The organism is Bacillus sp. AK124 (assembly GCF_053903085.1).
In genome coordinates this window covers 3,650,769-3,672,481 of the sequence record NZ_CP096378.1, presented here as the reverse complement: position 1 = coordinate 3,672,481, position 21,713 = coordinate 3,650,769, and the positions used below count along the sequence as shown (strand labels likewise).

Below are 21,713 nucleotides of genomic sequence, written 5' to 3'. Positions count from 1 at the left end.
CTCGGCTAAAGGCCCTCACATCCTGTGAGGAACGCTCAGTACCTTCGTCCTGAAGGCAAATAGTTTGGTGGCGATAGCGAAGAGGTCACACCCGTTCCCATGCCGAACACGGAAGTTAAGCTCTTCAGCGCCGATGGTAGTTGGGGGATTCCCCCTGTGAGAGTAGGACGCCGCCAAGCTGTTTATATTATCGCGGGGTGGAGCAGTTCGGTAGCTCGTCGGGCTCATAACCCGAAGGTCGCAGGTTCAAATCCTGCCCCCGCAACCAAATCTAATTTCCATACAAAGAAAATAAATAAAAAGTGGTCCGGTAGTTCAGTTGGTTAGAATGCCTGCCTGTCACGCAGGAGGTCGCGGGTTCGAGTCCCGTCCGGACCGCCATGTTGTACACAAACGAAATCTTTGAGGTTTTCGTTTTTTTTTATGTCTTCTTTCAGGTCTATGCTGAAAACTTGGCTTCATCGGCGTTTTTCACAATGTTTGCCGAGTTTCTTTATTTCTTGGATAATTGGTGAGAATTCGATAAACTAATGATAGTGTTTTGATTGGTTGCAACAGCAAAGGAGCAAATGATCTTATGGACGAATTTGAATTGATTCAAAGGATTACGCCCCGTTCGCTTTTTCACCGAGAAATAGAGATCGGTATTGGGGACGATGCCGCTGTTTATCATACAAAGAACGGTTATCAGGAGATTGTTGCGGTCGATACGATGGTCGACGGTATTCATTTTTTATCATCCCATTCATCGCCTGCCGATATCGGATATAAAGCATTGGCTGTGAATATTAGTGATATTGCCGCGATGGGAGGCAGCCCCAAGTATTATCTTGTGTCCATTGCTGTTCCTTCCGGCTGGCACGCGGCGGATATTGAAGCCATGTATGAAGAAATGAATAAACTGGCGACACTATATCAAATGGACTTAATCGGCGGTGACACCGTATCTGCCAACGGGCCGCTCGTTTTGACCGTAACAGTAATCGGCGAGATTGAAAAGGGCAGAACTTGTTTAAGAAGCCATGCCGAACCCGGGGATGTCGTTTTTGTGACGGGAGAACTTGGCTCATCTGCTGCCGGTCTGGCTTTTATATTGGGCCAAGCAGAGATGAAAGACGAGAAGCAGTCTCAATATTTTATAGAGCGGCACAAGAGGCCTTTGCCGAGGGTTGAGGCAGGTTTGCTCTGTTCAGGCTATCATCATGTGGCACTTAATGATATCAGCGACGGGCTTGCCAGCGAATTAAATGAAATTGCCGAAGCGAGCCGTGTTTCCATTGACATATATAAAGAGATGATTCCGGTCCATTCGGATTTACATACACTGCACACAAAATGGGAAGAGTGGGTCCTTTTCGGCGGCGAGGATTTTGAACTCGTCGGTACGATTTCTAATGATCAATGGGAACGTTTTAGTCAGGAATGCTCTGAACGTCATGTGCCGGTTTATCAAATCGGCCGCGTCACACAACAAGGGCAGGCGGACGTGTTTTATCATAATGGACAGGACCGCGTTCTTCTCGAAAAAAAAGGATATAACCATTTTAAATAAGACAGGTGACAAGTAAAGTGAAAACGTTAGAGTGGAAAACGACAGAGCCTGAAGAGACAAAAAACATTGCCAGACTGGCAGCAAAGTATGTTCTGCCCGGTGATGTCATCACATTGGAGGGCGACCTTGGAGCAGGCAAAACGACTTTTACAAAAGGATTTGCCGAAGGGCTCGGAATCAAGCGGGTTGTCAGCAGTCCGACTTTTACCATTATCAAAGAATACCGGGACGGCTCTCTTCCGCTGTTTCATATGGATGTTTACAGAATGGAAGATGAAACGGAAGATCTCGGATTAGATGAATATTTTGAGGGAGACGGCGTCTGCCTTGTGGAATGGGCGCATTTGATTGAGGAGCAGCTTCCGAAAGAGCGCCTAGAGGTGGTCATTAAGCGGCTTGGCGATGATGAACGAAAGCTGACCTTTACCCCTAAAGGCAGCCGCTACGAAAATCTTTGCGAGGAGATCAGCAAACATGACGATACTTGCGATTGATACATCCAATTTAACGCTCGGCGTGGCATTAGTTAAAGACGGAAAAGTGATAGCCGAGCATATATCCCACTTAAAGAAAAACCATTCAGTCAGAGCTATGCCGGCGATCGACGAACTCCTTAAAGAGTGCGGTTTAGAGCCGAATGACCTGACCCAAATTGCAGTTGCCAAAGGTCCGGGTTCATATACAGGCGTGCGGATCGGTGTTACGATTGCAAAAACGCTTGCATGGTCATTAAATATTCCGATTAAAACCGTTTCAAGCCTTGAAGTGCTGGCGGCAAACGGCCGTTTTTTCCAAGGCTTGATTTGTCCGTTGTTTGATGCCAGACGCGGTCAGGTTTATACGGGACTATACCAGTATAGGGACGGTAAACTGCATGGCTTGGAAGAGGACCAAAACATTCTGCTTGAGGATTGGCTTAAAAAACTGAAAGCCATGGATCAGCAAGTCCTTTTCATAGGAAGTGACACAGAGATTCATCAGGAGATGATCGAACAGATTCTCGGTGAACAAGCGGTCATTGCTGGCCCTGCCCTGCAGCTTCCACGACCTTCAGAATTGGCTTTAATCGGAGAACTTAAAGAGGCCGAGCCTGTGCACAGCGTTGTTCCAAACTATATTCGTCTGGCCGAAGCCGAGGCCGTCTGGCTTGAAAAACAAAAGTAAACGGGTGAAGCCATGAACACGCAAATGGTCATACGCGATATGAATCCAAAAGATTTGGACCAGGTTTTTGAAATTGAAAAAAGCTCTTTTTCTTCTCCGTGGAAAAAAGAATCTTTTCATCATGAGCTTTTTCACAATATGTATGCTCATTACCTCGTTCTCGAAGTTGAGGAGCAAGTTGTCGGCTACTGCGGGATTTGGATCGTCATGGATGATGCCCAGATCACCAACATTGCCGTTTCACCTGCATATCGGGGCCGCCATTTAGGAGAAGCTCTTTTGAAAGCCGCGATGAAGCTTTGCCGGATGAAAAAGGCGGTTCAGCTTTCTTTAGAGGTAAGGGTATCGAATCATATTGCACAAAGCTTATACAAAAAGCTCGGCTTTGAGCCGGGAGGAATTCGTAAAAATTATTATACCGATAATGGGGAAGATGCATTATTAATGTGGGTGAGACTAAATGAATCATAAAAAAGATCTGTATGTATTAGGAATCGAAACAAGCTGTGATGAGACGGCCGCCGCGATTGTCAAAAACGGAACGGATATCATTTCAAATGTCGTAGCGTCGCAAATCGAAAGTCATAAACGGTTTGGCGGCGTTGTTCCCGAGATCGCATCAAGGCATCACGTGGAACAGATGACGATCGTGCTTGAGGAAGCCTTTGCACAAGCGGACATGACATTTGATGACATTGATGCCATCGCAGTAACGGAAGGACCGGGGCTTGTCGGCGCTTTATTGATCGGCGTGAATGCCGCGAAAGCGCTCAGTTTTGCCCGCGGCATACCGCTCGTAGGCGTCCATCACATTGCCGGTCACATCTATGCCAACAGACTTGTTCAGGACATTCAATTTCCGGCGATTGCCCTTGTCGTCTCAGGCGGCCACACCGAACTCGTGTATATGAAAGAGCACGGCTCATTTGAAGTCATCGGAGAGACGCTCGACGATGCGGCAGGCGAAGCCTATGACAAAGTGGCGAGAACGATGGGGCTTCCTTATCCGGGAGGACCTCACATTGACAAACTTGCGCAAAAAGGCGAGGCAAATGTGCCGCTGCCGCGCGCATGGCTTGAAGAAGGCTCTTATCATTTCAGCTTCAGCGGATTGAAGTCCGCAGTCATCAACACGCTTCACAACGCTTCACAAAAAGGTGAAACGATAGCTCCGGAAGATTTGTCAGCCAGCTTTCAGGAAAGCGTCATTGATGTCCTCGTCACAAAAACGGAACGCGCTGCGAAAGCTTATGGCGTCAAACAGGTGCTGCTTGCCGGAGGAGTTGCTGCAAACAAAGGGTTGAGAGCGGCGCTTGAAAAAACGTTCAGCAGCCATCCGGAGATTGAGCTTTTGATCCCGCCGCTTTCGCTGTGTACGGACAATGCCGCGATGATTGCCGCCGCAGGTACGGTTGCTTTTGAAAAAGGAATCAGAGGAAAATATGATATGAACGGTCAGCCTGGCTTAGATCTGACGTCTTATTAAAACCTCACGCTCTGTGAGGTTTTTTTGCCCGGGAATAGTTATTAACAGGTTATTAACATATATCCACAGTCTTGTGTATAATGTTAAAAACCTTAATTTACAGACCTTTTTCACCTGTTAATAATGTGTATAAATATTATGTTTTTTGTGGATATTGTGGGTAAATCGCTTTCTTTCTTTTAAATAAAGGATTTTAATTGTGGACAAAAAAACCGCTCCGGCTTGGAGCGGTTCATCCTTTATTCATTTGTAGAGAGTGTTTCCCATTCTGTTAACAGTTGTTCAAGCTCCTCATTCAGCCGTTCATTTTCAGAGTGGATTTCCTGGACCTTCTCATGGTCTTGGAAGACGGCGGGGTCACACAGGAGCTCTTCATTTTTTTCGATCTGTTCTTCAATGTCCGTAATTCTTGTTTCGATTTCTTCAATCCTGCGCTGCCGCTGGCGTTCTTTTCTTTTCAGCTCTTTTTCTTCTTCATAGCTCTTTTTTGCGCCAGGTTTTTCGGAAGCGTTTTTCTGATGCTCTTCCGTCTGTTTTTCTAGTTCTTTCAGTTCAAGCTGCTGCGCTTTTTTTTCTGTGTAATAATCGTAGTCGCCTAAATATTCTTCTGCTTTGTCGCGGGAAAGCTCCAGTACTTTTGTCGCGATCCGGTTGATAAAATAGCGGTCATGGGACACAAATAATATCGTTCCCGGGTAATCGATCAAAGCGTTCTCCAAGACTTCCTTGCTGTCCAGGTCGAGATGGTTTGTCGGCTCATCAAGAATAAGGAAGTTCGCTTTTTGGAGCATCAGCTTGGCGAGGGCAAGCCTTGCTTTTTCGCCGCCGCTTAACGCGTGTACAGGTTTTAATACGTCTTCTCCCGAAAACAGGAAGTTGCCGAGGCAGGTCCGGATATCCTTTTCATTCATTTCCGGATAATCGTCCCAAAGCTCGTCAAGCACGCGTTTTGACGACGTCAATTCAGCCTGTTCCTGGTCATAGTAGCCGATTGAGACATGGGAGCCTGTCGCGATTGTTCCCGATACCGGCTGCAGCTTTTGAATCAATGCTTTTAAAAGGGTTGACTTGCCGATTCCGTTCGGTCCGACCAGTGCAACGCTTTCCCCGCGGGTGATGTGAAAGTTCAATGAACGGAGAAGCGGGGGCTGCTCCTGATAGCTTACTGTCAAGTCTTCCACCCGCAGTACATCGTTTCCGCTTTGCCTTGTAATTTCAAAGCGGAAAGACGCCGACTTTTCATCTCCGAGCGGTTTGTCCATGATCTCCATCCGTTCAAGCTGCTTTCGTCTGCTCTGCGCCCGTTTCGTCGTCGAAGCTCTAGCCAGATTCCGGTCGACGAACTCCTGCAGCTTGGCGATTTCGTCCTGCTGCTTTTCATAAAGCTTTGTTTCCTTTTCCAGCTGTTCGGCTTTTAATTGGAGATAAGAGCTGTAGTTCCCGGTATATTTTTTGCTTTGGGACCGGCTGATCTCGTAAACTTGGGTAACCACTTTGTCAAGAAAGTACCTGTCATGGGAAACGATTAAAATCGCTCCGCTGTAATTTTGCAAATATTGTTCAAGCCATGTCAGGGTATCGATATCCAAGTGGTTTGTCGGTTCGTCCAAAATGAGGAGGTCGGGTTTTGTCAAAAGCATTTTTCCGAGGGCAAGCCTTGTTTTTTGACCTCCGCTTAAGTCCTGGACGCGGACGGAGTCGTCAAATCCCGCAAAGCCGAGCCCGTGCATGACGGATCTGACCTCTGCCTCATATTGGTAGCCGCCTTTGTCCTTGAACTCCTGCTGAAGCCTGTCATACGTCTTCATCAATGATTCAAGCATGTCCGGTCCGGCCTGCGCCATCTTTTCCTCGATCGCGCGCATTTCTTTTTCCATTTTTTTTAGAAAATCAAATACCGACAGCAATTCCTCTTTGAGCGTCAGCTTGGAATCGAGGCCGGAATGCTGGTCAAGGTAGCCCATCGTCAAATCTTTCGGCTTGATGATGTCCCCCTTTTCATATGAAAGTTTTCCTGCGATAATCTTTAGAAGAGTCGATTTTCCGGCGCCGTTGCGTCCGACGATCGCAATCCGGTCCCGAGATCTGACTTCGAGTTTTATATTCGTTAAAATCGTATCGGCTCCAAACGATTTTGAAAGTTGGTTCACTTGTAAAATCATCATGATCTTTCACCTCTTGTCTGCTATTTTAAGTGTAGCCTATCACTGCGCAGTCAGCAAACAATTAAGTGAACTCTGGAAGATTTTAGCCAAAGAAAAAGACAGAATGAAAAAAATAGTGTATGATCGTTATAAGGAGAGTTCAGAACATGAATGAGTTTACACATTTTAATGAACAAGGCAGAGCCAAGATGGTTGATATAAGCGAAAAGGAAGCTTCAGTACGCACAGCTGCGGCTGTTTCAAGCGTGTCTATGAATCGAACAGTACATGAAAAAATCAAAAACCGGGAAATCGGAAAGGGCGATGTATTGGCGGTGGCGCAAGTGGCCGGAATCATGGCCGCAAAACAGACATCCGCCATCATCCCGATGTGCCATCCGATCGCTCTGAAAGGAGTCGACATCGCCTTTCGCTGGGAGGAGAAAGAACAGAAGAGCATCCTGCATATTCAATCTAAAGTGAAGACCAAAGGGAGCACAGGTGTGGAAATGGAAGCGTTAACTTCGGCCTCCGTATGTGCGCTGACCGTATATGACATGTGCAAAGCGGCGGATAAGGGAATGGTGATAGGACCGACCTTTCTTCTCGAAAAGACAGGCGGGAAAAACGGTGACTATAAAAGGGAAAAAGCTGATGTAGACATGGAGGATTAGTTTATGAACATGGATCATTCAAAAATTCCGCAAGCGACAGCGAAACGGTTGCCATTATATTATCGTTTTTTAAAAAACCTTCATGCATCCGGAAAACAGCGTGTATCTTCCGCTGAGCTGAGCGATGCCGTCAAAGTCGATTCTGCGACCATCCGCAGGGACTTCTCGTACTTCGGCGCGCTCGGAAAAAAAGGATACGGCTACAATGTCAATTATTTGCTGTCCTTTTTCAGAAAGACGCTTGATCAGGATGAAATGACGAACGTAACGCTCATTGGCGTGGGGAATTTGGGGACAGCCTTTCTCCATTACAATTTTATCAAAAATAATAATACAAAAATCGCCATGGCGTTTGACATCAATGAGGAAAAAATCGGAACCGAGGTCGGCGGTGTTCCCGTCTATGATCTGAATAGACTTGAAGAGCATATGACGGATGATATCCCCGTCGCCATTTTGACGGTACCGGCTCAAGCCGCACAGTCGATTACAGACAGGCTGGTGGCGCTTGGCATTAAAGGCATTCTTAATTTCACGCCGGCCCGCTTGAATGTGCCGGAACACATTCGCATTCATCATATAGATTTGGCGGTTGAACTTCAGTCGCTGGTGTATTTCATGAAACATTATTCAATGCAGGAAAAGTAAAACGGAAAACGAAAAATAAAGGAAAGGGGGCAGGCTTTATGCCAATCGGTCCTGGAAGCTTTATTTTAATTGTCGTGGTGGCGCTTTTGATATTCGGCCCGAAAAAACTTCCCGAGCTGGGAAGAGCGGCGGGAAACACGCTGAGGGAGTTTAAGAATGCGACAAAAGGTTTGGCTGACGACGATTCCGATAAAAAGAAAGAAGATCAGTAGGATAGGATGACATTTATGAAGGAAAGAGAAATGTCGCTGATAGAACATATCACAGAACTACGCAGACGGCTTGTGATCACTTTTTTCTTTTTTGTTTTATTTGTTGTGGCAGGCTTTTTATTGGCAAAGCCGCTGATTATCTATCTGCAGCAGACGGATGAAGCAAAGCTGCTGACGCTCAACGCGTTCAAGCTGACCGATCCTTTATTTGTGTACGTGCAGTTCGCTTTCATCATCGGCGCCGTCTTGACTTCGCCGCTTGTTTTATACCAGCTGTGGGCTTTCATTAGCCCGGGGCTGTATGAAAAAGAACGAAAAGTGACGCTCAGCTATATTCCGATATCGATTATTCTTTTTTTAGGCGGCATTGCCTTTTCTTACTTTATTTTATTTCCGTTTGTCGTGGACTTTATGACGAGAGTCTCAGATGATCTGAATGTCAACCAGGTCATCGGAATACACGAATATTTTCAGTTTCTGCTTCAGTTGACGCTTCCTTTTGGCTTATTGTTTCAGATGCCTGTGGTCATCATGTTTATCACAAGGCTCGGCCTCGTGACGCCGATGTTTTTGGCGAAAATCAGAAAATACGCATATTTTGTGTTGTTCGTCATCGCGGCCCTCATTACACCGCCTGAGCTTTTGTCGCATTTAATGGTCTCAGTGCCATTGCTCATTCTTTATGAAATCAGTATCGTGATTTCAAGAATATCCTACAGGCAGGCGCAAAAAACAATGATTCAAGAGGAAAATCAAGCGTTTTTGAACGACCATACTAAATAAGAGCCATTCTTTTTCAGAATGGCTCTTTTCCTTCACAAAAAAGGCTATTGATCTTTTCGTTTCATCTTGCCGGCCAGGGCGAACATTTTAAAGGAAATGCTGATATTATAGGCTGCGAAAAGCATCAGCAGGATCGTGTAAAAAGACCACATGCTTCCGGGCGAGGTTGCCGCCAGATATGTAAACAGCACACCCGTTAATAAATAAATCGCTCCCCAGAATTTAGGGCTTCTCATCATAGAAATCCTCCAATAATCATTTGCATTTTCTCGACGTGTTTCAAATATTCTTCAATAGGCTCCCGGAATGTCTGCAGTAAGACGACGAGCGTATTCATGGCGACATGGGCGAAAATAGGCACGATAATCCGGTTGGTTCTGACATATAAAAAGGAGAATGTGAATCCCATTGCTGTATAAATGAGCAGATGGCTGAAATCCAAATGGACGACCGAGAAGAGCACCGAACTGAACAAAGCGGCAATGAAAAAATTCGTTTTCTCATAGATTGCACCGAAAATGATCTTTCTGAAAATGATTTCTTCAAGAATCGGTCCGAATACAGAAGAGACAAACACCATCAGCGGCAATGCGGTGATGATTTCCATGATCCGCTGCGTATTTTCCGATTCCGGGTTGACCCCGAACAAGTACATTTCGATCGAAGCGGCAATTGACTGCGAAAACAAAGCGAGAAAAACGCCGGCTACCGCCCATCCGATTGACGCTCCAACCGATGCTTTCGGGCGGTTGCGAAGCGTCGTCTTCGGCACCGTCCGCAAAATCAGCAGCACGATAACGAGACAGAGGGTAAACGCGATGACAGACCAGACGCCTGTCAATGTAAGCTGGGCTTCAGCCTTTGGCTGTCCTTTGCCCACTCCCAAAAAGTAAAGAAGAGGCAAGCCGACAGCGGCCGACAATTGCATGAGAACGTATGCCAATATAATAAACCAGTATTGTTTTCTCAAGCTTTATGTACTCCTTTTCTAAAAATCTAATTCAGACTATGTTTATTGTAACACACTCTTTTTAAATTATAGGATGATAAGGACATGCGGAGAAATGTAAGCGCAAAAAAATTTGACCTTATCACTTGAAATTGCCTGGGAGATTCTTTATTATAAGAATTGTGTTAGCACTCACCGAGTGCGAGTGCTAAAATTACATATGAAAATATTGAGGAGGTTGTTTCATTGTTAAAGCCATTAGGTGATCGCGTTGTCATTGAGCTCGTTGAGTCTGAAGAAAAAACTGCCAGCGGAATCGTACTTCCTGACTCCGCAAAAGAAAAACCACAAGAGGGTAAAGTGGTTGCAGCCGGTTCAGGCCGTGTGTTAGAGAGCGGAGAGCGCGTTGCATTAGAAGTTAAAACAGGCGACCGCATCATCTTCTCAAAATATGCAGGTACCGAAGTGAAATATGAAGGTACTGACTACTTAATCTTGCGTGAAAGCGACATTTTAGCTGTTATCGGCTAAGTCATAAATAAAAACGAGACAATTATATAGGAGGTTCGAATAACATGGCAAAAGATATTAAGTTTAGCGAAGAAGCCCGCCGTTCAATGCTGCGCGGTGTAGATGCATTGGCGGATGCTGTAAAGGTAACTTTGGGACCTAAAGGACGCAACGTCGTTCTTGAGAAAAAATTCGGTTCTCCATTAATCACAAACGACGGTGTTACCATCGCGAAAGAAATCGAGCTTGAAGACGCGTTCGAAAACATGGGCGCAAAGCTTGTTGCTGAAGTTGCGAGCAAAACAAACGATGTTGCCGGTGACGGTACAACAACAGCGACAGTTCTAGCTCAAGCGATGATTCGCGAAGGTCTTAAAAACGTAACTGCCGGCGCTAACCCTGTAGGCGTGCGCAAAGGTATCGAGCAGGCTGTGGCTGTAGCGGTTGAAAGCCTGAAAGAAATCTCCAAACCAATCGAAGGCAAAGAATCAATCGCACAAGTTGCTTCAATCTCCGCTGCTGACGAAGAAGTCGGAAGCCTGATCGCTGAAGCGATGGAGCGCGTCGGCAACGACGGTGTCATCACGATCGAAGAATCAAAAGGATTCACAACAGAGCTTGAAGTGGTTGAAGGTATGCAGTTTGACCGCGGATATGCGTCTCCTTACATGGTGACAGATTCCGATAAGATGGAAGCGGTTCTTGAGAACCCGTACATCTTAGTAACAGACAAAAAAATCACAAACATTCAAGAAATCCTGCCGGTGCTTGAGCAAGTTGTTCAGCAAGGCAAACCGTTGCTTCTGATTGCTGAAGACGTTGAAGGTGAAGCTCTTGCAACATTGGTTGTCAACAAGCTTCGCGGAACATTCAACGCAGTGGCTGTTAAAGCGCCTGGATTCGGAGACCGCCGCAAAGCGATGCTCGAAGACATCTCTATCCTGACAGGTGCCGAAGTGATCACAGAAGATTTAGGTCTTGACCTTAAATCAACTCAAATCAACCAATTGGGACGCGCTTCTAAAGTTGTTGTGACAAAAGAAAACACAACAATCGTTGAAGGTGCGGGAGATACAGAGCAAATCGCGGCACGCGTCAACCAAATCCGCGCTCAAGTTGAAGAAACAACTTCTGAGTTCGATAAAGAAAAATTACAAGAGCGCCTAGCTAAGCTTGCAGGCGGCGTAGCTGTCATCAAAGTCGGCGCTGCGACTGAAACAGAATTGAAAGAACGCAAGCTTCGCATCGAAGACGCCCTGAACTCTACTCGCGCTGCGGTAGAAGAAGGAATCGTATCCGGCGGTGGTACAGCTCTTGTCAATGTTTACAATAAAGTAGCTGCCCTTGAAGCTGAAGGCGACGAACTGACTGGTATCAACATCGTTCTTCGCGCTCTTGAAGAACCAATCCGTCAAATCGCGCACAATGCGGGTCTTGAAGGATCTGTCATCGTTGAGCGCCTGAAAGGCGAAGCTATTGGTGTAGGCTACAACGCTGCAACAGGCGAATGGGTGAACATGATCGACAAAGGTATCGTTGACCCTACAAAAGTAACACGCTCAGCTCTGCAAAACGCAGCATCTGTAGCGGCTATGTTCCTGACAACTGAAGCAGTTGTTGCCGACAAGCCTGAAGAAAACAAAGGCGGCGCAGGAATGCCTGACATGGGCGGCATGGGCGGTATGGGTGGAATGATGTAAGCCCAGCGTCCAAAACGCTGATATATCAAGGAAAAGAGGCTCTTTTTAGAGCCTCTCAGCTTGTCGACAAAGCCACAAAAAGTGGCTTGATCGACAAGCTTTTTTTGTTAAAATGTGAGTGAAATCTAGTTTTTGGAGGTTTTGCCATGTTGTCTAAGCACTCTAAAGATCAGCGCGAACAGCTTGAAGTCTTTGCCTTAAGTGAACTTGTCCCGGAAGACCATCTGGTCAGGAAAATAGAAGAAGCCATGGACTTTTCTTTTATTTATGAAAAAGTTGCTCCCCTTTATTCTTCAAAAGGGCGCCCAAGCATTGATCCCGTTGTATTGATCAAAATGGTTCTGATTCAGTACGTGTTTGGCCACCGCTCGATGCGCGAAACCATTAAACGGATCGAAACCGATGTCGCTTATCGCTGGTTTATTGGATATGGATTTTCTGAAAAAATCCCTCATTTTTCAACCTTCAGTAAAAACTATGAGCGCCGTTTTCATGATACGGACCTATTTGAAACAATCTTCTATAAAATCTTGCGTCAGGCCATGGATCTCGGTCTTGTCGACCCGTCGGTCGCCTTTATCGATGGAACCCATGTCAAAGCCAATGCGAATAAGAAAAAGTTTGTGAAGAAGATTGTGAGAAAAGAAACAAGAGCTTATCAGGAACAATTAGATCGAGAAATTAATGCCGATCGCGAAGCCAACGGCAAAAAGCCCTTAAAGCCCAGGCAATGCTCAGAAGAACGGGAAATAAAAGAAAGTACGACAGATCCTGAGAGCGGTTATTTTGTAAAAGGTGAACGGGAACGTCTTTTTGCTTATGGTTTTCATACAGCTTGTGACCGGAATGGATTTGTGCTGGGGGCGGTTGTTGAGCCTGCCAATATTCATGACAGCCAAGTGTTCACGACCCTGTTTCAACAGGTGAAAGAGCACGTCGCTAAGCCTCATACAGTCGCAGTTGATGCCGGATATAAAACGCCGTTTATCGCAAAGTTTCTAAGTGATCAAAATGTCCGTCCCGTCATGCCTTACACTCGACCACAAACTAAAAAAGGGTTCATGAGAAAACATGAATATGTATACGATGAATATTACGATGCTTATATTTGCCCTGACGATCACGTTCTGACATATCGCACAACCAACCGTGAAGGCTATCGGATTTATGCATCAGATCCAAACCGATGTGAACACTGTTCTTTTCTGAAGCAATGTACGGAAAGTCGAAATCATCGAAAGATGATTCACAGGCATCTCTGGCAGGATCATTTGGATGAAGCCGACCATCTTCGCCACACGGATGAGAATAGGCGAATCTACGCCAAACGCAAAGAAACGATCGAACGAGTTTTTGCGGATTTAAAACACAAGCATGGCCTGCGCTGGACAACCCTGCGGGGAAAGAAAAAATTGTCCATGCAGGCGATGCTTGTTTTCGCTGCCATGAATCTCAAAAAGCTGGCGAATTGGACTTGGAAAAGTCCAATTCGCCAGCATTCTCATCGAAAAAACAGAATAAATTGGACAAAAATAGGTCGGATTATAAAAATCCGACCTATTTTGTCAACGGTCTGAGAGGCTCTTTTTAGAGCCTCTTTTTATTTTAACTTGCGATGACATATAATTACTACTTTAATCCATTGTGGTATAATTGGAACCTGGATTTTTAACAGAAAGGTTAAACAATTATGTCGCACAACAAACTAATGTTTTTGCTTTTATCATTTTCATCTATTATACATCTGCTCGGTACAATTTCTGACCCTGCGTCCAGCTGGAAGTCCTGGTTGGTGAACATTGCTTTCATCTTATTGGCTCTTCTCTTTTTAAATCTCACTTTAAAAGAAAAGAAAGAAAATCAACTGAACAAGTAACGGTACGCTCTTCTCAAAGAGAAGGGCATATATTTTATAAAGAATGAGCAGTCGGCCAGTGCCTAAGAAGTCATTGTTCCTTTCGGGAGGTTTTAAAAAAATGGTCAAAAAAATTGTGAATCGATTGAATTCATTTTCCCTGCTGGGGACAATCTTTTTTATCGGCAGTTATTTGACGTACAAATTTAATGGCATAGAGCTAGTTGGGTTCCTGTACTCAGGCATCACTTTTTTGATAATCCTGATAGCCACCACCATAATGTTAGTCAGGCTAAAAAGAAAAGGAATCAATGAAAATAAACAGGCTAAATGCATGCTTTTACTTATTTTAGCTTCTTTCCATTAGTGTACCTTTTCAATCCGAAAATATAGATCATCATGAAAGCATCATACGTCCAGTACATCAAATATCATCTCCTGTTCATACTAATAGCGGGAGGTACATCGACTTATGCTGAAAATTTGGATGACTGGACTTTTATTATTAGCGCAGCCTGCGGGGCATTCTGACAGCTTAACGATCACCCAGCAGGGGAAGAAAGTGGCCGTTGTGAACCGCGAAGATTTTACAATGCCGCTTCCCGGGACACCGTTGATTGATGATAAAAAATACGCCGAGTTCGTTGACAGGCTTGAGCGGAAAGTACACAAGGATCCCGTCAACGCCGTGATCAATGATCAGGGAAGGATCGTTCCCGGCAAGGTTGGCTACAGCCTTTCCAGGAAGGGGGTTAGAGAGCAGTTTTATGCGTATTTTTATGGGGATGGTCCGTCCACGATAGAAGTGCCTGAATTGAACATTTACCCGAAAGTGGACAGCGAACTGCTTTCCCATATCCGGACACAGCGGATCGGTCAGTATGTGACGTATTTTAATTCCGGGAATAAAAGCAGGACGCACAACATTTCACTCGCGGCAAAAGCGATCGACAATCATGTTGTGTTTCCTAATGAGACGTTTTCATTTAACAAAGTTGTCGGTATGAGGACGCCGGACAAGGGGTATATGAAGGCTCCGGTGATCGTGAGAGGCGAATTGTCTGAAGGGGTTGGCGGAGGCATTTGCCAGGTTTCGTCAACATTGTTTAATGCGGTTGACCGGGCAGGACTGGAAATCGTCCAGCGCTATTCCCACAGCCGGCGTGTCCCTTATGTTCCGCCGGGGCGCGACGCGACGGTCAGCTGGGGCGGGCCTGATTTGCGCTTTCAAAATAAATATAACCAGCCGGTCTTGATCAGGGCGAAACGGCATGGAGGAACGATGATTGTTACACTTTATTCCTCTGATGTGGTCAATCATCAGCTGCGGAAAGTTCCGAAGGCTCCTTCTGAAATCCCAAAAGAAGAGCATCAGGGCGGGGATCACTAAAGGTGAATGTTCATCTGGGCTGCACTTGTTCACACAATGTACAATAAAATCCTTTTGTCTGTATGATAGGATGAATCAAGGACATCTTTAAAATTCAGACAAGAGGAGATGATCGAGTGACATGGCTTTTTGTAACCTTTTTGGTTATCTTCAGTCTTTTTAAAATATTGGTCACTTGCCTTCCGAGCGGTGTCGTAGAGTGGCTGACCGGCAAATTTCAAGTTCATGTTAAGCTTGAGAAAGCGAATGTTACAGTGACGTTCGGAGGAGAGCGTTTAGAGGGATCTGACAAGAGTCAATTTATTCAAAACTTTAATGAGGCCGTATTTATGGAGCGGTATTACATCTACCCGGGAGACGAGCCGCTTTTTGTAAATCCGAAAAACGCCGGGACACCGTTTGTTATCGAAACAAAAAGAGGGAAAAACGCTGTGAAGCTGTTGGTTTACAGATACGATGATCATATAGACGTCGTTAAACAATATAAGAAAAAGACGGCCGCTTATTGTCTGCGTTCTGACGGTCTGCAAAAATGCAGGGGGCTCAAAACGGCGGATTTGGTTTAAAAAGCAGGAAAAACCTGCTTTTTTATTATGATATGAAATAAAGCCTGACAGCGCTGTAACCGATCAAAAATAAACAAGCAGCGATCGTAAAGATAAATTCTCCTTTTTTATTCTTTTTTCAAAAGAACGAATGAACGCACACCGAGGTTCAGTCCAAACAGGATGAATCCCACATTCAAATAAACGGGATTGAACCCGGATGGAATGATGAGAAGAAATATCCCGGCAAGCGTGATATAATGGAATGCTTTGCCAAGCGGCGGTTCTTTTTCCCGCGCTGTACGGCTGTCCATTTCACCATCACCTTTCTTTAGCAATAAAATCCTTGTATTGCATATTATTCTAATTTAAAATGTGGTTGATGAAAAGTCTTGCACAGGGAGAAACGCCATGACCATACATATTCAACAGCTTGATGCCCCTCTGAAGCCTGAGTTTGTTGCTGAACTGATTAATTTGTGGAATGATAATGCATTGGAAACGGCTGATTGCACATTGGATGATCAAGATAGACAAATGATACAGCAGCAGCTGAAACAATATGTTCAATCTGCATACGGAGCGGTTTTTGCCGTCGTGAATGAGAGGCAAGAAGCGGTCGGATACGGGCTGGCCTCTATTAAGAAAGATTTGGTCAGCGATTGTCTGAGCGGGCACATCGATGAAGTGTACATAGCCCCGGTCTATCGAAGAAACAAGCTGGGAAAGCTTGTTGCAGATCGTATGATGGATTGGTTTGAAAGGCATCAAGTGTCTCACGTTCAAGTATCGGTTGATATCGATAATCAATCGGCGCTGCGTTTTTGGGAAGGCATCGGCTTCAGCAGTGAATTTTATCTTCTGAAACATTAGTTTTTTGAATCAAGTGGGCGCGGCTCCTCTCGTGATGACCGGCCGCCTCGCCCAAAAGCCCCTTTTTATTGCAAAGGGGCTTTTTTGATGAGCTCAGGAGAATTATGATGCGGTGAATTGACGAGAGGCGCGACTTCATACGCTTCCATCTCTTTTGACCCATATGGTTTTAAAAGGCTTTCTAAGTATGCAAGGTCTTGATTTTTCGGATTCAGCCATTCTTTTTCAGCTTGACGATCAAGAATGACGGGCATGCGATCATGAATATCTTTCATTAAATCGTTGGGCATTGTCGTAATGATTGTGCATGTATAGACGGGCTTGCCGCCGGCAGGCTGCCACTTCTCCCAAAGCCCCGCAAACGAAAACAGTCCATTTGTTTTGAGCTTGATCCTCATCGGCCGCTTTGTCTTTGCATCGGTCCGCTTCCACTCATAAAAACTGTCTGCCGGAATGAGACACCTTTGTCTGATCAGCGGCTTTCGAAAGCTCGGCTTCTCAGCCAAAGTCTCAGCGCGAGCATTGATCATTTTATAACCGATTTTCTCATCCTTTGACCACGGCGGAATCAATCCCCACCGCAGCCGCCCTAACCGGTTATGGGAACCGTCGCTGATGACGGCGAGAATGCGCTGGGAAGGCGCGATGTTATAACTGGGGCTGTAATCTTCAATCGTCATTTGATCAATCTCGAAACGGTCAATAATCTCATCAAATTCAGAAAAGAGCGTAAACCTGCCGCACATCTTTGATCACCTTTTTTGTTTTTTGAAAGTTTGAGGCAAATAGATTTTTTAAATATAAATGGCCAACAAGGCCGCTGAAACAGCCATGACAAAACAGTCATCGCCCGTCATGGCCACACCGTTTTTGATGAATACACTGCAGGTCCAGTTGAGCGCCGATCCTTCCGCGGTCCGGTCAATCAGCTTTTTACCCGCTGTGTAAACACATGCTTTAAATAAAGAAAACGAAATGGAACATAAAATAAAGAGCAAAATAAACTTTACCATCAACACCAGCATTGCCTTTTCACCCCGGCATATTTTGTAAGCTCCACCTTCATTTTACCAATAAATTCATATGTTAAAACCCTATTCTTGTTTTATTTTATTGACCGACTGGTCAGCAAGCGCTACAATTTATACTAACCGATTGGTCAATAACGAAAAGGAATGATGATCAATGCCTTTACAGCTTTATGAAAAAGAACAAATACTCGATGCCTGTTTGGAGGTTTTTGCCCGGCACGGCTATGCAAAGACTTCGACCGGAATGCTGGCGGAAGCGGCCGGTATTTCAAAGGCGCTGATTTTTCATCACTTTAAAAGCAAAAAAATTCTGTACTTAACTGTGCTCGATTATTGTATTGAAAAGGTAAAGTCGCGCCTTTCCCTTGATGACCTGTCGTCTTATCATGATTTTTTTGAAGCGAAAGAAAAAATAAGTTTGGCTAAGCTTGAGTTTTTCGCGGATTATCCAAATGTATATAAGCTCACGAAAGAAGCCTTTTTTTCGCCGCCTTCCGAATTAAAAGAAGAAATCGCCGCAAAGTATGGGGAGCAATTTGCCGTTAGAAATCGTATTCTAAAACAGCTTTTTGCGAACGTTCCGTTGAGGAAAGGAGTCGATCGTGAAGAGGCGTTCGAACTCATCATGGTCATGATGGGGCATTTTGAACAAAAGTTTCTAGCGAAAGTAACGGCTGAGAACGATTATGATCCAGCCTGGAGCAGACGTCTTCTTGAAGAACGAAAACGGTTTTTGGATATGATTCGTTTCGGTATTGAAGGCGAATAAAAAGGGGGATTTCTGATGGGACGCTATGTATTGGGCTTTCATGAGGTCGATCGAGCCGATTTGCCGCTTGTCGGCGGGAAAGGGATGAACTTGGGCGAGTTGTCGAAAATGGGCGGCATTCAAGTGCCTCCTGGTTTTTGTGTAACCACAAAGGCATATGAAAGGATGATCGGCGAAAACGGCAGAGTCAGTGAACTGATTGATCAGCTGTCACTTTTGAAAGTGATCGATCGAGAGCAGATTAACGAACTCGCCCTCCAGATCCGCAATGGTATTGAAAGGGCCGAAATCGCCGAAGAGATCAAAGAAGCGGTTAAAAGCGCTCACTCAAATGCTGGCGGCGGTGCATATGCCGTCCGATCAAGCGCTACGGCGGAAGATTTGCCTCATGCCTCTTTCGCCGGGCAGCAAGATACGTATTTAAATATAAAAGGAATAGAGGCGATCTTGAAGCATATCAGCAAATGCTGGGCTTCATTGTTTACAGAGCGGGCCGTGATCTACCGGATTCAAAACGGTTTTGACCACCGTAAAGTTCAATTATCGGTCGTCATCCAGCAGATGGTGTTTTCGGATGCGTCCGGCATTATGTTTACGGCAGATCCCGTTACATCCAACCGGAAGGTCACCTCGATTGATGCGAGCTTTGCTTTGGGGGAGGCGCTTGTATCTGGTACGGTTTCGGCAGACAACTACAAGGTTCGCGAAGGAGAGATCGTTCAAAAAACGATTTCCGAGAAAAAGACGGCAGTCTATTCTTTGGAAAGCGGCGGCACTGAGGCGCGCGAAGTCGAAGCGGAACGCCGGAAAAAGCAAACATTAACAGATGAACAGATCATACAGCTTGAAGCACTGGGAAGGAGAATCGAAGCTCATTTCGGTTTTCCGCAGGATATTGAATGGTGTCTGGCTGATGGCGAATTTTTCTTTGTCCAGAGCAGGCCTGTAACGACATTGTTTCCTCTCCCGAAACAGAGCGATGACAAGCTGCGCGTCTATATGTCTGTCGGGCATCAGCAAATGATGACAGAGCCGATCAATCCGCTTGGGATATCGTTTTTCGGGTTGATCTCGGGTTATGAGCTGACCTGTGCCGGCGGAAGGCTTTTTATTGATTTATCACACGATTTGGCATCTTTTGCTGGTCGGAAAGTCGTCCTCAGCACGGCGGGGAAAAATGATCCTTTCATGCATAGCGCTCTTGTGAATTTTTTGAAAAGAAAGGAGCTTGTCAAAACCCTGCCTAAAGGGAAGCGGATGTTTAGATTAGGGGCTGAGGGGCTGTCATGGTCGCTGCCTGGTCATGCGCTGAAGATTTACCGGAAAAACGACACAGGTGTAGTCAACCGGCTCATGTCCAAAGCGGAAGCATCCATTCATGAGGCTGAACAGCGATTGAAAAATGCATCGGGTGAAACGTTATTTGCACAGATAGAAGAGGATCAAAAAAACTTGAAAAAAGTTCTCTATGATTCAGAGAGCATGGCTGTGATTATGGTTGGTTTATATGCGGTATACTGGCTCAATCGAAAAATGGAGAAATGGCTTGGCGAAAGAAATGTCGCCGATACCCTTTCTCAATCGGTATTGCACAATGTCACATCTGAAATGGGATTGGCGCTTTTGGATGTTTCCGATGCTGCCAGAGGATACCCCGAGGTTCAGAAATATTTAGCGCATGCCAATGATGAAACCTTTTTCGAAGATCTCAAACAGCTTGACGGCGGTCCCGCTTTTATCAGCGCATTGCGGGCATTCCTTGAGAAATACGGCATGCGCTGCACCGGTGAGATCGATATGACCAAGACGCGCTGGAGCGAACGCCCTTCCATTCTTGCTCCAGTGATTTTGAGCAACATCAAAAACTTTGAACCTGGTGCGCGAACGGTCAAGTTTGAACAGGGGCGATTGGAAGCGGAGCAAAAGGAGAGGGATCTGTTAAGCCGTCTGCAACAACTAAAGGGAGGCAGACAAAAGGCAAAAAAGACAAAGAAGATGATCAGCGTTTTGCGGAATTTTATCGGTTATCGGAAATATCCCAAATATGCTCTGATCAAACGCTATTTTATATATAAGGAAGCGTTGATGAAAGAAGCCGCCATTTTGCAGCGAAAGAAGCTGATTCAAGCGAAGGAGGATATTTATTATCTGTCTTTTGATGAATTGAGAGAGGCCGTTTGCGCTAATCGTCTCGATGTGAAGAAGATCGAGGAAAGAAAAGCAGAATATCAGCATTATGAAAAATTAACGCCTCCGCGAATGATGACTTCAGAAGGCGAGGTCATCACGGGAGAAGTTCTGGGAGACCACATTCCGGCGGGAGCATTGGCGGGCGTTCCTGTTTCATCGGGAGTCATCGAAGGTAGGGCAAGAGTGATTCTGAAATTGGAAGAAGCCGATATCGAAGAGGGGGATATCCTTGTCACGCCTTTTACAGATCCGAGCTGGACACCGCTGTTTGTCTCAATCAAAGGTTTGGTGACGGAAGTGGGCGGCCTCATGACACATGGCGCCGTCATTGCGCGGGAATACGGGCTTCCGGCGGTGGTGGGGGTTGAGCATGCGACGAAAGAAATTAAAGACGGACAGAAGATCAGGATTAACGGATCGGAAGGCTATGTTGAAATACTCGAATCATAAAAGTGAGCGCAGCTTCAAGCTGCGCTTTACTGTTTATAAAGGTCGGCGGACAACATCCAATCCATCAAATGCTGATACGGATAATAGGTTGTGCCATTTAATTCAATTTTAGGTATGTCAGGATATTTACTCAGCATTTCTTTCGTTTCTACTTTACTTAAACCTAAATAATAATGTAAATCGCCTTCTTTAACTAAATAGGGATAGCCTGAATAACTCCCTTTTGGGTTTTTAAAGTTTTTCAAGCCGTCACCGATAAAATAGCCTAAAGCAGCTAAACCAAGCCCGATCCAAAACAGGTTCATTTTCATGTTACCATCCTTTTCGCATATTGCTTTATCTGTCATACGAAAAGCGTTGAAAAAAGTTTCAAGGTCAAAGGCTTTGCCGGTTCAGCATCTCATAAAGAACGACGGCATGGTTATGGCGCTCATCCTTTGCACCGTAAAGCAGAATAACGGTTTCGTCCGCAGCCATTTCTTTTAATTCCTTGAAGCTTCTCTGTTTTTCAGGCTGTTGTTTGATTTCATTTTGATAGGCTTCTTTAAACGATTCGAATTTTTTCGGGTCATGACCGAACCATTTTCTTAAATCAGGACTTGGAGCGATTTCTTTCATCCAGCAGTCAAGGTTCGCTTTTTCTTTTGAAATGCCGCGCGGCCACACACGGTCGATTAAAATGCGGCGTCCTTCTGCTTGCTGGTTTTCTTGATAAATGCGCTGGAGAATAAACGGCATTTGGATCACTCCTTCTCATTTTATGATAAAACGGCCGTCTGGAAGGAACA

General features: G+C 45.3%; 25 protein-coding genes, 2 tRNA genes and 1 rRNA gene. 20 read left to right on the top strand and 8 right to left on the bottom strand.

Going from position 1 to position 21,713, the window contains the following annotated elements:
• Positions 1-63: 63 nt before the first annotated feature.
• The 8 genes from rrf to tsaD all read left to right on the top strand — a co-directional run bounded on the left by rrf (position 64) and on the right by tsaD (position 4,202).
• A 5S ribosomal RNA gene (rrf, locus tag M1E06_RS18475) occupies positions 64-179 on the top strand.
• Positions 180-191: 12 nt separating this feature from the next.
• Positions 192-268 (top strand) — tRNA-Met (locus M1E06_RS18470).
• Positions 269-304: 36 nt separating this feature from the next.
• Positions 305-381, top strand: a tRNA-Asp gene (locus M1E06_RS18465).
• Between the two features lie 196 nt (positions 382-577).
• On the top strand, positions 578-1,552 hold the full coding sequence (thiL, locus tag M1E06_RS18460) for a thiamine-phosphate kinase (protein ID WP_035337113.1): 975 nt from the start codon (positions 578-580) through the stop codon (positions 1,550-1,552).
• Positions 1,553-1,569: 17 nt separating this feature from the next.
• Complete coding sequence (tsaE, locus tag M1E06_RS18455) at positions 1,570-2,046, top strand: tRNA (adenosine(37)-N6)-threonylcarbamoyltransferase complex ATPase subunit type 1 TsaE (protein ID WP_020450323.1); 477 nt, start codon at positions 1,570-1,572, stop codon at positions 2,044-2,046.
• Positions 2,027-2,716, top strand: coding sequence for a tRNA (adenosine(37)-N6)-threonylcarbamoyltransferase complex dimerization subunit type 1 TsaB (tsaB, locus tag M1E06_RS18450; protein ID WP_020450324.1), 690 nt, complete (start codon positions 2,027-2,029; stop codon positions 2,714-2,716). Before tsaE ends, tsaB begins: the two co-directional genes overlap by 20 nt.
• 12 nt (positions 2,717-2,728) lie before the next feature.
• Positions 2,729-3,187 (top strand): ribosomal protein S18-alanine N-acetyltransferase, encoded by a 459-nt coding sequence (rimI, locus tag M1E06_RS18445; RefSeq protein ID WP_095323775.1) that lies wholly within the window; start codon positions 2,729-2,731, stop codon positions 3,185-3,187.
• Positions 3,177-4,202, top strand: a complete 1,026-nt coding sequence (gene tsaD / locus M1E06_RS18440) for a tRNA (adenosine(37)-N6)-threonylcarbamoyltransferase complex transferase subunit TsaD (protein WP_020450326.1) — start codon at positions 3,177-3,179, stop codon at positions 4,200-4,202. Before rimI ends, tsaD begins: the two co-directional genes overlap by 11 nt.
• A 239-nt stretch (positions 4,203-4,441) precedes the next feature.
• Here tsaD and M1E06_RS18435 read toward each other — a convergent pair whose 3' ends face one another.
• Entirely contained in the window at positions 4,442-6,367 is a 1,926-nt protein-coding gene (locus M1E06_RS18435; protein ID WP_026578975.1) for an ABC-F family ATP-binding cassette domain-containing protein, read from the bottom strand.
• A 146-nt stretch (positions 6,368-6,513) separates the two neighbouring features.
• Between M1E06_RS18435 and moaC the strand changes: the two genes are divergently transcribed.
• Genes moaC through tatC form a run of 4 tightly spaced genes read left to right on the top strand, consistent with a single transcriptional unit; the run spans position 6,514 to position 8,663 of the window.
• A complete protein-coding gene (gene moaC / locus M1E06_RS18430) occupies positions 6,514-7,020 on the top strand; it encodes a cyclic pyranopterin monophosphate synthase MoaC (RefSeq protein WP_026578974.1) in 507 nt (168 codons plus the stop codon).
• Between the two features lie 3 nt (positions 7,021-7,023).
• On the top strand, positions 7,024-7,668 hold the full coding sequence (locus tag M1E06_RS18425) for a redox-sensing transcriptional repressor Rex (RefSeq protein ID WP_035337111.1): 645 nt from the start codon (positions 7,024-7,026) through the stop codon (positions 7,666-7,668).
• Positions 7,669-7,706: 38 nt separating this feature from the next.
• A complete protein-coding gene (locus M1E06_RS18420) occupies positions 7,707-7,880 on the top strand; it encodes a twin-arginine translocase TatA/TatE family subunit (RefSeq protein ID WP_020450330.1) in 174 nt (57 codons plus the stop codon).
• 6 nt (positions 7,881-7,886) lie between these two features.
• Positions 7,887-8,663, top strand: coding sequence for a twin-arginine translocase subunit TatC (gene tatC, locus M1E06_RS18415; RefSeq protein WP_095293002.1), 777 nt, complete (start codon positions 7,887-7,889; stop codon positions 8,661-8,663).
• Positions 8,664-8,707: 44 nt separating this feature from the next.
• On the opposite strand, the gene M1E06_RS18410 is transcribed toward tatC, so the two are convergent.
• Together M1E06_RS18410 and M1E06_RS18405 are read right to left on the bottom strand one after the other, a co-directional pair.
• The gene (locus tag M1E06_RS18410) at positions 8,708-8,899 is read right to left on the bottom strand and encodes a YdiK family protein (RefSeq protein WP_023855536.1); all 192 of its coding nucleotides are present in this window, start codon (positions 8,897-8,899) and stop codon (positions 8,708-8,710) included.
• Entirely contained in the window at positions 8,899-9,633 is a 735-nt protein-coding gene (locus M1E06_RS18405; protein WP_020450333.1) for a CPBP family intramembrane glutamic endopeptidase, read from the bottom strand. The genes M1E06_RS18410 and M1E06_RS18405 overlap by 1 nt, the downstream gene beginning before the upstream one ends.
• A 225-nt stretch (positions 9,634-9,858) precedes the next feature.
• On the opposite strand from M1E06_RS18405, the gene groES reads away from it, so the two are divergent.
• The 5 genes from groES to M1E06_RS18380 all read left to right on the top strand — a co-directional run bounded on the left by groES (position 9,859) and on the right by M1E06_RS18380 (position 15,633).
• Entirely contained in the window at positions 9,859-10,143 is a 285-nt protein-coding gene (groES, locus tag M1E06_RS18400) for a co-chaperone GroES (protein ID WP_003179248.1), read from the top strand.
• 44 nt (positions 10,144-10,187) lie between these two features.
• Positions 10,188-11,822 (top strand): chaperonin GroEL, encoded by a 1,635-nt coding sequence (gene groL, locus M1E06_RS18395; protein ID WP_020450334.1) that lies wholly within the window; start codon positions 10,188-10,190, stop codon positions 11,820-11,822.
• Between the two features lie 146 nt (positions 11,823-11,968).
• Entirely contained in the window at positions 11,969-13,399 is a 1,431-nt protein-coding gene (locus M1E06_RS18390; RefSeq protein ID WP_035338155.1) for an IS1182 family transposase, read from the top strand.
• 750 nt (positions 13,400-14,149) lie between these two features.
• The gene (locus tag M1E06_RS18385) at positions 14,150-15,067 is read left to right on the top strand and encodes a VanW family protein (RefSeq protein WP_020450369.1); all 918 of its coding nucleotides are present in this window, start codon (positions 14,150-14,152) and stop codon (positions 15,065-15,067) included.
• 116 nt (positions 15,068-15,183) lie between these two features.
• Entirely contained in the window at positions 15,184-15,633 is a 450-nt protein-coding gene (locus tag M1E06_RS18380) for a YfmQ family protein (RefSeq protein WP_095323733.1), read from the top strand.
• A gap of 107 nt (positions 15,634-15,740) precedes the next feature.
• Here the strand turns inward: M1E06_RS18380 and M1E06_RS18375 are convergent, their stop codons facing one another.
• Positions 15,741-15,926: a hypothetical protein gene (locus M1E06_RS18375; protein ID WP_095323734.1), complete on the bottom strand. Its 186-nt coding sequence runs from the start codon at positions 15,924-15,926 to the stop codon at positions 15,741-15,743.
• A gap of 97 nt (positions 15,927-16,023) precedes the next feature.
• Between M1E06_RS18375 and M1E06_RS18370 the strand changes: the two genes are divergently transcribed.
• Positions 16,024-16,485 (top strand): GNAT family N-acetyltransferase, encoded by a 462-nt coding sequence (locus M1E06_RS18370; protein WP_095323735.1) that lies wholly within the window; start codon positions 16,024-16,026, stop codon positions 16,483-16,485.
• 65 nt (positions 16,486-16,550) lie between these two features.
• Here the strand turns inward: M1E06_RS18370 and M1E06_RS18365 are convergent, their stop codons facing one another.
• Both M1E06_RS18365 and M1E06_RS18360 read right to left on the bottom strand, forming a co-directional pair.
• Positions 16,551-17,231, bottom strand: coding sequence for an SOS response-associated peptidase (locus tag M1E06_RS18365; protein WP_080131257.1), 681 nt, complete (start codon positions 17,229-17,231; stop codon positions 16,551-16,553).
• Between the two features lie 48 nt (positions 17,232-17,279).
• A complete protein-coding gene (locus tag M1E06_RS18360) occupies positions 17,280-17,510 on the bottom strand; it encodes a hypothetical protein (RefSeq protein ID WP_025811974.1) in 231 nt (76 codons plus the stop codon).
• Between the two features lie 160 nt (positions 17,511-17,670).
• Here M1E06_RS18360 and M1E06_RS18355 point away from each other — a divergent pair, with 160 nt between their 5' ends.
• Both M1E06_RS18355 and ppsA read left to right on the top strand, forming a co-directional pair.
• Entirely contained in the window at positions 17,671-18,285 is a 615-nt protein-coding gene (locus tag M1E06_RS18355) for a TetR/AcrR family transcriptional regulator (protein WP_080131258.1), read from the top strand.
• A gap of 15 nt (positions 18,286-18,300) precedes the next feature.
• A complete protein-coding gene (gene ppsA / locus M1E06_RS18350) occupies positions 18,301-20,925 on the top strand; it encodes a phosphoenolpyruvate synthase (RefSeq protein ID WP_337819294.1) in 2,625 nt (874 codons plus the stop codon).
• 26 nt (positions 20,926-20,951) lie between these two features.
• On the opposite strand, the gene M1E06_RS18345 is transcribed toward ppsA, so the two are convergent.
• Both M1E06_RS18345 and M1E06_RS18340 read right to left on the bottom strand, forming a co-directional pair.
• Entirely contained in the window at positions 20,952-21,236 is a 285-nt protein-coding gene (locus M1E06_RS18345) for a hypothetical protein (RefSeq protein WP_035337102.1), read from the bottom strand.
• A gap of 64 nt (positions 21,237-21,300) precedes the next feature.
• On the bottom strand, positions 21,301-21,663 hold the full coding sequence (locus M1E06_RS18340; RefSeq protein ID WP_035337100.1) for a DUF488 domain-containing protein: 363 nt from the start codon (positions 21,661-21,663) through the stop codon (positions 21,301-21,303).
• Positions 21,664-21,713 lie beyond the last annotated feature (50 nt).